The sequence below is a fragment of the Plectonema radiosum NIES-515 genome (assembly GCF_025753815.1).
Taxonomy (GTDB): Bacteria; Cyanobacteriota; Cyanobacteriia; order Cyanobacteriales; family Nostocaceae; genus Hassallia; species Hassallia radiosum_A.
This window is the reverse complement of record NZ_JAOWRF010000201.1, coordinates 1-10,195: the sequence shown is the minus strand read 5'-3', so window position 1 is coordinate 10,195 and position 10,195 is coordinate 1. Positions and strand designations below refer to the sequence as shown.

The following is a 10,195-nucleotide window of genomic DNA, read 5'->3' as shown; positions in this document are numbered from 1 at the left end:
TCCCCCCCTCTGGAGTGGCTGGGTAAATGTCGCATTTTTATCAGCGGTAGGAGTGGCATTATTTCACTTACCCCAACTATTAGGTAAAGATCCAGCTGCACCTAACTTTCCCCAACAACTTCAACAGTTAAATTTACCGATGTTGGGGGGTATAATTTGGCTACTTTCTGCGGTAATTATTGCGGTTTTATTATTGCGTCGTTTTTGGCTACCAATTATCGGTGTAAATTTACTGGGCTTTACGGCGTTTCTAATTGTTGTGCTGACACCTGCTTTATTTTTGGTAGATCGTGAGCGTCAGTTGCCCTTAAGAGAATTATCAGCGATCGCAGTCCAAGCAAAACAACCAAATGAAGAATTAATCATGGTTGGGTTTAAAAAACCAACTGTGGTATTTTACACTCATGAAAATGTAATTTTCCTCAAATTTACTGAACAGGCTCAACAGCATATCCAAAACAAAGCAGCGAAGAAAACACACCCGGACTCATTGCTGGTACTCTCTGAGCCGAAAAAGTTGATCCAAATGGGTTTGCAACCAACCGATTACGAAAATTTAGGTGCCAGTGGTGCTTATCAACTAATTAGAGTGCCTTTGAAAAGTTAGGAGTTAGGAGTTAGGAGTTAGGAGTTAGGAGTTAGGAGTTAGGAGTTAGGAGTTAGGAGTTAGAAGTTAGTGGATAGTGGTGACTAAAACAACCAACAACTAAGCATTAACAACCAATAACCAACACCTAACCATCTTTCAAAGCTTGATTAATCTGGTTTAACAAATCTTCCATTGAGATTGAGCGGGGCAAAATTTGAGTAGCGATCGCATCCACAACCGTTTCTATTGACTCCAATTTCTCCTGAGTTTTTTTCTGGTTTTTCTTAAGTGCTGAACTAACCTCTTGGGGATTTAATCGCTGGTCAAGTACCAAAATCGGTGGCAAATCAAAAGGCAATTTTCCTAATGTTTTCAGTGCAGATCGCGCTTCTTTTTCATTAGAAGATTCACCTAAAAAAATCAGCAATAAATCAACGCTGTGATGGCGGATTTGTTGTAGCATTTCTGCCCAAGAACGACCCATTGCAGCTTTAAAACCTGCTGTTTGCAGATACTGAATTAAAGCTTGAAACCACTCCGAACCGCGCTCGGCTGTTAAATTGTTGAGTGCAGAATTATTGGACGATCCATAATGGCTAATCTGCTTGCGCGTTAACGATGGCAGATCGGGCAACATGGTCAAATCGACTACTAACAAGCTGGGTGGACAGCACATCCCAGAAGCAATTTGCAGCACTGACAATAAAGCGTCTGTTTTCCCTCTTTGGGTATTGTTATCGTTGCTAAATGACGACAAGCAAGGAAATACAGAAAGTCCATCCACTTGTGAAGCTTCTAATGTCGTTGCTACATCGCAAGTAACTAATGGTAAAGCTGCCAAACGAGGATGTTGACTTAATTGTTGCAAATAAGCTTGGGGCTGGGAAACTTCTTTATCCAGCAATATTACATCGAACTGCCAAACTCGCGCCAAAAGTTCTGCCTGATCTAAATCATCAACTTCGATTACCCGATGTTCTCGCAGTGATGGATGGGGATTGACAGATTCTAACTCGGAATTGACCAGCCGAAGAATTCGTAGTGGGGTATGAACATTGATTTTTGCACCATCTTGACTCAGTTGCTGCGCTTCTGGTGCTGCACACAACTTTTCCATAAGTGGTGCCAAAACTTGATGCTGTACTGGTAAGCTGATAAAACCATCGGCACTATTACCGAATGCTTGCTCTTTTTCGGCTCCTGTAGCTGTCACAATCACTGGGATGTGACGAGTTGCAGCATCAGATTTAATTAAAGTCAGCACATCCCAACCCGATAAAAGGGGTAACAATGGATTCAAGAATAGAGCTTTCGGTTGCAAGCGACGGGCTTTTTCAACTGCTTCACATCCCGATCGCGCAATCACTACCCGATAACCCAAACCTGTCAACTGCTCGGTGAGTTCTTCAATATATCGAGCTACTGCCTCGACTACTAACACTAAACGTTGTTCGCTAGCGGCAAGATTGGCAGGAGTTGAAGACACGCTGACACGAGAACGAGGCAACACCGGGAAGCTATCCGCATCTTCCATTTTGTGCGCTACGGTGTCTTCTATTTCCCCCATATCCTGATCGCCGAAGTTTGTTTTCGGAGGACTGGGGGGTAGTAGTAAAGTAAATTGGCTGCCTTTGCCTTCACGAGACAGAAAGCTCACATCACCACCGTGGAGACGTGCCAAAGCTCTAGTTAATACTAGCCCCAAACCTGTACCTTCAAATTGGCGGGTGAGGGGATTTTCTAGTTGTTGGAATTTTTGAAAGATTAAGTGCTGCTGATGTTCGGGAATACCTATACCTGTGTCCCACACTGTAAAAGCAATCCAACCTTCCCAACGACTTACCCGCAACCCAACTTCTCCACCTGTTTCGGTGAATTTGAAGGCATTGGAAAGCAAATGTATCAACATTTGCCGCAAGCGTAATTCATCGGCGATGATTTGGTCTAAACCTGGTTCGATGGTAAGGGTAAATTGATAATCAGGTGAACGTGGAGCTTGAGGTTGGACGTTGACTGGAGTTTTACTGTTTTGAGTGTGGATGGCTTTTGCTTCGGATGCAGCGCGATCGCATACTGCACGAATTTTTGCTGGTATTAAAGTCAACTCCATCTGTCCGGTTTCCATGCGGGTCAAATCTAAAATGTCATTGACCACACTCATTAAATGTCGTCCGCTTTGATGAATCAATCCCGCGTAACGCGCTTGACGCTCGTTTAATTCTCCTAATTGTCGATCTACAAGCAACCTTGATAATCCTAAAACCGCAGTTAAAGGTGTTTTTAATTCGTGACTAATACAAGCTAAAAATTCATCTTTTAAACGATTTAATTGAACTAAGTCGGCATTTTTTGCCACCAGCTCTTTACAAAGTTGCTGCTGTTCGGTTACATCAGTTGCTAAAATTAACCACAATTCATTACCTGTTGATTCCTGTGTACTAGGAATCTCTAACTCAGGATTCAGGATTTTCAACTCAATGCTTTCTAAGGGAATTTTGGCAAATTGCCAAACTCGCTCTTGACCATTTTGCACTTCCAAAACGCAGGTGCATATTCCTAAATTGCTATCAAACAAACATCGATTTGCCGCGTGAGCTTCGGGAAATATTTGCTCAGGTAAATTTTTGATTATTTGGATTGATTTTCGCCGTGACGACAAGCTTTTTTTAGCTATTACTTCATTCCGCGTCGAACAAGTATTTTCTCGACAATTCAGTTGAATGTCTCTAGATACCTCCTCCTCAAGGTCGTTGCATGTGTTAATGATATTGCCAATCGTGGCTGTAGGATATTCTGATTCTTTTGTTTCGGAATTTAATATTTCTCCTACTTGTTGCCTCACTCCTTCTGGATCTTTCAATCCACCTAATTGCTGCCACCATGCTGGGTTTTGGGTGATTACTTCCCCACTACTAGTTTGCAACATTAAGGGCCAAGGCAATCGTTCCAATAACTGCACCAGTGGTTTGTGTGCCTGTGGCTGATATTCTTTTTGTTTAGGCGATGTTTGACGACAAGCTCCGGAGGGTCTACCCTTGGGAATTAACCTACTACTAGTATTTTTTTGCTCTCCAGTAGGAGATTTTTGGAGATATTTTTTGCTCACAGAGCGATCGCTCTCTGTTGCATCAATTTCCACTTGCGCTAACAATCGTAACAAACTAACTGTATCTACTAACCCCAAATATTTTTTTTCTGCGTCAATTAGCGTCCAATTTAAGTTATTGCTTTCACCACTTTGAGAACGCAAAAATAAGCCAAATTTATCCACACTGTCAGATGCAGACAATATTTGTATTGGTTCAATTAAAGCTTTATCTAAAATTGAGATTGGCTGTTGTAAATCTAAAAATTTAAAATTTCCTTGGCGTTGTTTTGCCGCCAAAAATTGTGGTATTAAACGGGATGAGTACAGCAACCCAATCGGGTATTCTTGCTGATTCACCACGATAACGCGATCGCACTGTTGTTGGGCAAATATCTCTAGCAAAACTGCCAGAGTTGTTGTTTCTCTACAACTCGGTACGGTTGCCACAAAATCATAAAGGGGATACTGTAACATTGGCATAAAACTTTGGTTGTCATTCTTCCTGTGGAAGCTCCAGCATCACCACCTGCCATCGTCAGTAGCTGATGGCGTTTCCGGCTAAAGCAATATCCGACGAAGACTCAAAGAGCGCTATTGTGGTTAGAATTTCAACGCCATTCTTTCAATGGGCGAACAAATCCATCGTGTCTGTTCTGCACTTAGTAGAAAAGTTAACAATTATTACGTCGGTGTCAAACTAAGCCGCTGATCACTTTGGTCAAGCATCCTTAAGTGTATCCTCCTAGGGTTTAAATCGAGAAAGCAATATTCTGTAGCTAGAACAATTATGGCTCTAAAGATTCGCTTTTGAACCTTGAGGAATTATAATGATTTAGAATGCGACAATCCTTTAACTTCGTTTAAATATCTTATCAAGGAGTAAATTCCCCAAATCTATATTTAGATAGATATATACATCTCAACAACAAATTAAACACTTTTCTCTCCACCAACGCCCACTCAACAACTACCATTATCTTAGACTTTAGCAGATGCCATTTCTTAAGTAGTTAACATCATCTGCTGATATAAAAGGTTACATTGTGGTAAACTATAAGTTGACTTCACGCTTAGTCTTCCTTCCAGGCTTTGCCACTTGTTATCTGTTGATAATTCTTAGTGGGCAAAATAAACATCTACAATTTAATTGGTATCATTAACCTAAGGATTTTCAAGAGAGGGAAAGGAAAAAAGGGGTTCATGGGAAGAAAAATATTATAATGTGTCTATTTAAATAAGTTTTTCTTTCTATACTTTTTCCCTCTTTTTCATCCATCGCTATAGAATAAGTAGATAAATTCAAAAAAACTATATGAAAAACTTATTAAAAAATATTATTATTTATTTACATTGCCCAAAACATAAGCAGTTTTTTAGCCGATGACGAGAGCCGATCAGCAGGCATTGTTGCAGCAACTTAAATCAGATTACCGACAAATTCTTATAAATTACTTTACCACAGACAAAACACTGAAGGAAAAAATTGAGAAATTTATCAATGGAGTATTTTGTGGTAATATTCCTGTGCCCCAAATTATAGAGATTCACATGGATTTAATTGAAGAGTTTTCCAAACAGCTAAGATTAGAAGGAAGGAGCAATGAATCATTACTTGATTATCGGCTGACACTGATTGATGTTTTGGCTCACCTGTGCGAAGCATATAGAAGTTCGATTTCTAAATAAATTGAACGCGTTTTTTAACACAAGTACAAAAGTTACCGAGGGTCAAAAACGTTCTTTGAAACATGCGATCGCATGATAGTGCCTAAACCGACCTTTACTAGACTTATCGCTACTTATAACCCACTCGTGCGTAGTTTCATTTCTCACTATAGCCTGTACTTTTATGAATAAAGTTAGAAAGACCTATGTTCTCAAACTTTATGTAGCAGGGAACACCGCCAACTCAGTACGGGCGTTAAAAATACTCAAAAACATATTAGACCAAGAATTTCAAGGTATTTATGCTTTGAAAGTAATCGACGTACTGAAAAACCCTCAACTAGCAGAAGAAGATAAGATATTAGCCACACCGACATTATCGAAAATTTTGCCTCCACCAGTTCGCAAAATAATTGGAGACCTTTCAGATAGAGAAAAAGTATTGATAGGATTGGATTTACTTTATGAAGAACTAACGGAAGAAGACTATTTTAGCGAATAGATTATTTAATCAAAAACCAGAAAGTTGAGTTATAGAGATAGATTTGATTTTGATTTTTTAATTTAACTGGCAATGAGTGAAAACGAGCAAACAAAGCAAAACAATACCTCCCCAAGTGGGGGTGTAGAAAAAATTCGGACAATGATCGAGGGGTTTGATGACATCAGTCATGGTGGTTTACCAGTTGGTAGAACTACTTTAGTCAGCGGCACCTCTGGAACCGGTAAAACTTTATTATCTCTTCAGTTTCTTTATAGTGGTATCACCTACTTTGATGAAGCGGGAGTATTTGTCACCTTTGAAGAATCTCCGAGTGACATCATTAAAAATGCGGCTATTTTTGGTTGGAATTTACAACACCTAATCGCTGAAGGCAAATTATTTATTCTTGATGCTTCTCCCGATCCGGAAGGTCAAGAAATAGTTGGAAACTTTGACCTTTCAGCACTCATTGAGCGATTGCAATATGCAATTCGTAAATATCAAGCAAAACGAGTTTCAATAGATTCGATCACAGCGGTATTTCAACAGTATGAAGCTGTCGCAGTCGTGCGACGGGAAATTTTTCGCCTTGTAGCACGTCTCAAACAACTAAATGTCACCACAATCATAACTACCGAACGTGCCCAAGAATATGGTCCTGTAGCCTCTTTTGGGGTAGAAGAATTTGTTTCGGATAATGTCGCAATTGTCCGCAACGTTTTAGAAGGAGAACGCCGGCGTCGCACAATTGAAATTCTGAAATTGCGTGGGACAACTCATATGAAAGGTGAGTATCCTTTTACTATAACCAATGCCGGAGTTAATATTTTTCCACTAGGAGCAATGCGCTTAACGCAAAGGTCTTCTAATATCCGTGTATCTTCTGGAGTGAAAACTTTAGATGAGATGTGTGGTGGTGGTTTCTTTAAAGATTCTATTATTTTGGCAACCGGAGCGACTGGCACTGGTAAGACTTTATTAGTTAGCCAGTTTATCCAGGAAGCTTGCCTTAATAGCGATCGCTCAATTTTATTTGCTTATGAAGAATCACGCGCTCAATTGTCTCGAAACGCTCAATCTTGGGGAATTGATTTTGAAGAATTAGAACATCAAGGGTTGTTGAAAATAATCTGTACTTATCCGGAATCTACCGGTTTAGAAGACCACCTACAAATTATCAAGTCAGAGATTGCGGAATTTAAACCGGCTCGGATTGCGATTGATTCTCTTTCAGCGTTAGCAAGAGGAGTGAGCAATAATGCATTTCGGCAATTTGTAATTGGTGTCACGGGTTACGCTAAACAAGAAGAAATTACAGGTTTTTTCACAAATACAACTGACCAATTCATGGGTTCTCATTCAATTACAGATTCTCATATTTCCACAATTACTGACACAATTATCATGTTGCAGTATGTAGAAATCAAAGGCGAGATGTCAAGAGCAATTAACGTATTCAAAATGCGCGGTTCTTGGCATGACAAAGGTATCCGGGAGTACAATATTACCGCTGATGGTCCAGAAATTAAAGATTCTTTCAGGAACTACGAAAGAATTGTCAGCGGTGCCCCAACCCGCGTTAGTATCGATGAAAAGGCGGAACTTTCTCGCATCGTCAAACGTTTTGAAGACAAACAGAGTTCCGATTCCTAAACTTGGCATCGTGCTATATTCTGTGGTGAGTAAAAGATTTCTGCCGCTTGATTTCGTGTGAGGGGATGCGGTGAAAGTACAGCAATTATTCCATAGCTTCTTGCCTGGTGTGATAGTAATATTAGCAACTCAGCCTGCTTCGGCTGAAACAGTAAAAGTCAATCAAGTACAGCTGGCTGCTTCTGGTAATGTCTCAAGTTCCACTCATAGTGAAACATTAGTTACAGACATCATCAATGGAGGACTGCCCAGTACCGCCAAAGATAGTATACCAGACGTAATCACATCCAGGACTACAGTTACAGTTAAACCTTTAATTAGTAACAATATCTCAGCAAAAGTGACGGGCAAGACTGGTGTGTTAATCGGAGAAAAAGGTATAATATCGAGTTGGGTGCTTAGTGAACATGCTTTTGAGTTAGGAGATAAAATTCGTTCTCCCATCGCTCCTGAAAAACAAAGCGCGATGTATGACGACAAGTCGCTGGGTGTCTACCCATTCAAATTAGCACAAAATACACCTCCAGCTTTGCAGAAAGCAATTGTGTCACAAACGGCGTTGACTCTAGCACAAAAACCAGCAGCCAACAAGAAAAATCCCCCTACTCAGTTTCAGACAATATCACAAGTTTCAACTTCTGATTCAACAGCAGCAAATTTACTAGATAACAAAGTGCCGTTTTGCCCCCAGGGACGACAAAACAGCCAAAACTTTTCCTTAACGGATGGGGTGATTGACTTAAAAGCCTGCCGAGAAAGACAAAATAATTCTACTGGTGGTAATTCGGTAGCTCAGACACGGAAACCCAGAACCGCACCAATAACACCGGTTCCTACCCCCGCACCGGGAGGAGGAGTGCAAACACCAACACCAACACCAGTAACCCCCGCATCTACACCGTCCGTAGAAATTCCCGATTACCTCAATCAAAACCCAAACCCCCTACAGTTTCCTACCAAACCAGAAGAAGTGAGGATACAGGGAACTCAGCCGATTACTTTAGCACAAGCGCTGGAATTAGCACGCCGAAATAATCGCGAGCTACAGGTGTCATTATTGCAGCTACAACGCAGTCAATATGCGGTACGCGAGGCGCAAGCTGCTTTGTTACCCAATTTTGATGTTACTGGTAGTGTAACTCGTCAGCAGTCTGCTGGCAGTCAGCTTTCAGCAGAGCTACAGCAACAACGAACAGGGATTTCCCAAAATCAAGACGAAGCTAGTACAAGTTTCAATGGTCAAGCGCAACTCTCCTACAACCTCTATACCTCTGGGAGCCGGCAAGCCACCATTAGACAGTCTGAAGAACAGCTACGGTTTCAAGAGTTGGATGTTGAGCGTCAATCGGAAGTAATCCGGCTGAATGTCTCCACTGATTACTACAACTTGCAACAAGCAGATGAAAGCGTGCGGATTAACACTGCGGCTGTAACTAATGCCCAAGCTAGTTTACGAGATGCACAAGCTTTAGAACAAGCTGGGGTAGGTACGCGGTTCTCTGTATTGCAATCACAGGTGAATTTAGCAAACGCCCAACAAACTCTAACTAATTCTATCTCGCAGCGACAAATTGCTCGTCGCCAGTTAGCGACTCGGTTGAATTTGAGCCAGTCGGTGAATGTCGTTGCCGCAGATCCGGTAAGATTAGCAGGTCTTTGGAACCAAACGCTGGAACAAAGCATTATTTTAGCTTTTCAAAACCGTCCGGAATTGCAACAGCAGTTAGCACAACGTAACATTTTTGAGCAACAGCGACGCGGAGCGCTTGCACAAATAGCTCCACAAGTCAGTTTAGTAGCCAGCTACAATCTGCTAGATCAGTTTAATGATAGTGTTGGCGTTACCGATGGTTATTCGGTGGGAGTGCAAGCAAACTGGAGGTTGTTTGATGGAGGAGCAGCAACAGCAAGGGCAAATCAAAGAAAAGCTGATATTGCGATCGCCGAAACTCAATTTTCTCAACAGCGCGATCAAACCCGCTTTGAGGTAGAACAAGCCTTTTCTAACCTCCAATCTAATTTGCAGAACGTCAACACCGCTACAAGTGCCCTAGAACAAGCTAGAGAGTCTTTGCGGTTAGCGCGTTTGCGGTTTCAAGCTGGTGTAGGTATTCAAACCGAAGTAATTGACGCGGAAACCGCACTCACTAGAGCCGAAGGAAACCGAGTCCAAGCTATTTTGGATTACAACCGCGCTTTAGCTAATTTACAACGCTCTGTCACCTCCAGAGCGTTGCGCTAGAAATGTGGATGGTGGATGGTGGATGGTGGTTGGTGGTTAATTGTCCCCCCCTCTCCCCCCCTCCCCCCCCCCTCCCCCCCCTGATAAAAGCAGCAGCTTTTGGTTTATTTTTTGGATTAGCGTTATTAGTGATGCAGACTGCGTTATTCTTTTTGTTAACGCCGATCGCTTGGGTAGGATTTACAACGCTATTTCTTCGACGTTGGGGACGTTTAGCACAGCTAGTCGGTAGTTTATGCTTGTCTGTGTTGGTGTTTGCTCCGTGGTATCGTACCAATTGGTTAGTTATCCTCACTTCTGGTAAACGAGCAACTATAGATTCTGCGATCGCTGAACATCAAGCTCCCATTAATACAATCGAAGCTTGGACTTATTATTGGCGTCAATTACCAAGTCAAGTTTCTTTACCTTTATTACTTGTACCCATATTTGCCTTACTACTCTATTGGGGACATATTAAGGAAAAAAGACAGG

Annotated in this window: 5 protein-coding genes and 2 pseudogenes; 6 read left to right on the top strand and 1 reads right to left on the bottom strand. The window is 41.5% G+C overall.

Annotation, left to right across the window (positions count from 1 at the left end; genetic code table 11):
- Nucleotides 1-607, top strand: a pseudogene (locus tag OGM63_RS13745) (glycosyltransferase); the annotation flags it as partial.
- A 127-nt stretch (nucleotides 608-734) separates the two neighbouring features.
- Here the strand turns inward: OGM63_RS13745 and OGM63_RS13740 are convergent.
- Nucleotides 735-4,151, bottom strand: a complete 3,417-nt coding sequence (locus OGM63_RS13740) for an ATP-binding protein (protein ID WP_263746144.1) — start codon at nucleotides 4,149-4,151, stop codon at nucleotides 735-737.
- Between the two features lie 906 nt (nucleotides 4,152-5,057).
- On the opposite strand from OGM63_RS13740, the gene OGM63_RS13735 reads away from it, so the two are divergent.
- The 5 genes and pseudogenes from OGM63_RS13735 to OGM63_RS13715 all read left to right on the top strand — a co-directional run.
- Nucleotides 5,058-5,363: a circadian clock protein KaiA gene (locus OGM63_RS13735; protein WP_263746143.1), complete on the top strand. Its 306-nt coding sequence runs from the start codon at nucleotides 5,058-5,060 to the stop codon at nucleotides 5,361-5,363.
- 163 nt (nucleotides 5,364-5,526) lie between these two features.
- On the top strand, nucleotides 5,527-5,844 hold the full coding sequence (gene kaiB / locus OGM63_RS13730; RefSeq protein WP_263746142.1) for a circadian clock protein KaiB: 318 nt from the start codon (nucleotides 5,527-5,529) through the stop codon (nucleotides 5,842-5,844).
- A 72-nt stretch (nucleotides 5,845-5,916) separates the two neighbouring features.
- Nucleotides 5,917-7,479, top strand: a complete 1,563-nt coding sequence (gene kaiC / locus OGM63_RS13725; protein WP_263746141.1) for a circadian clock protein KaiC — start codon at nucleotides 5,917-5,919, stop codon at nucleotides 7,477-7,479.
- Nucleotides 7,480-7,549: 70 nt separating this feature from the next.
- Nucleotides 7,550-9,721: a TolC family protein gene (locus OGM63_RS13720; protein WP_263746140.1), complete on the top strand. Its 2,172-nt coding sequence runs from the start codon at nucleotides 7,550-7,552 to the stop codon at nucleotides 9,719-9,721.
- Nucleotides 9,722-9,729: 8 nt separating this feature from the next.
- Nucleotides 9,730-10,195, top strand: a pseudogene (locus OGM63_RS13715) (hypothetical protein); the annotation flags it as partial.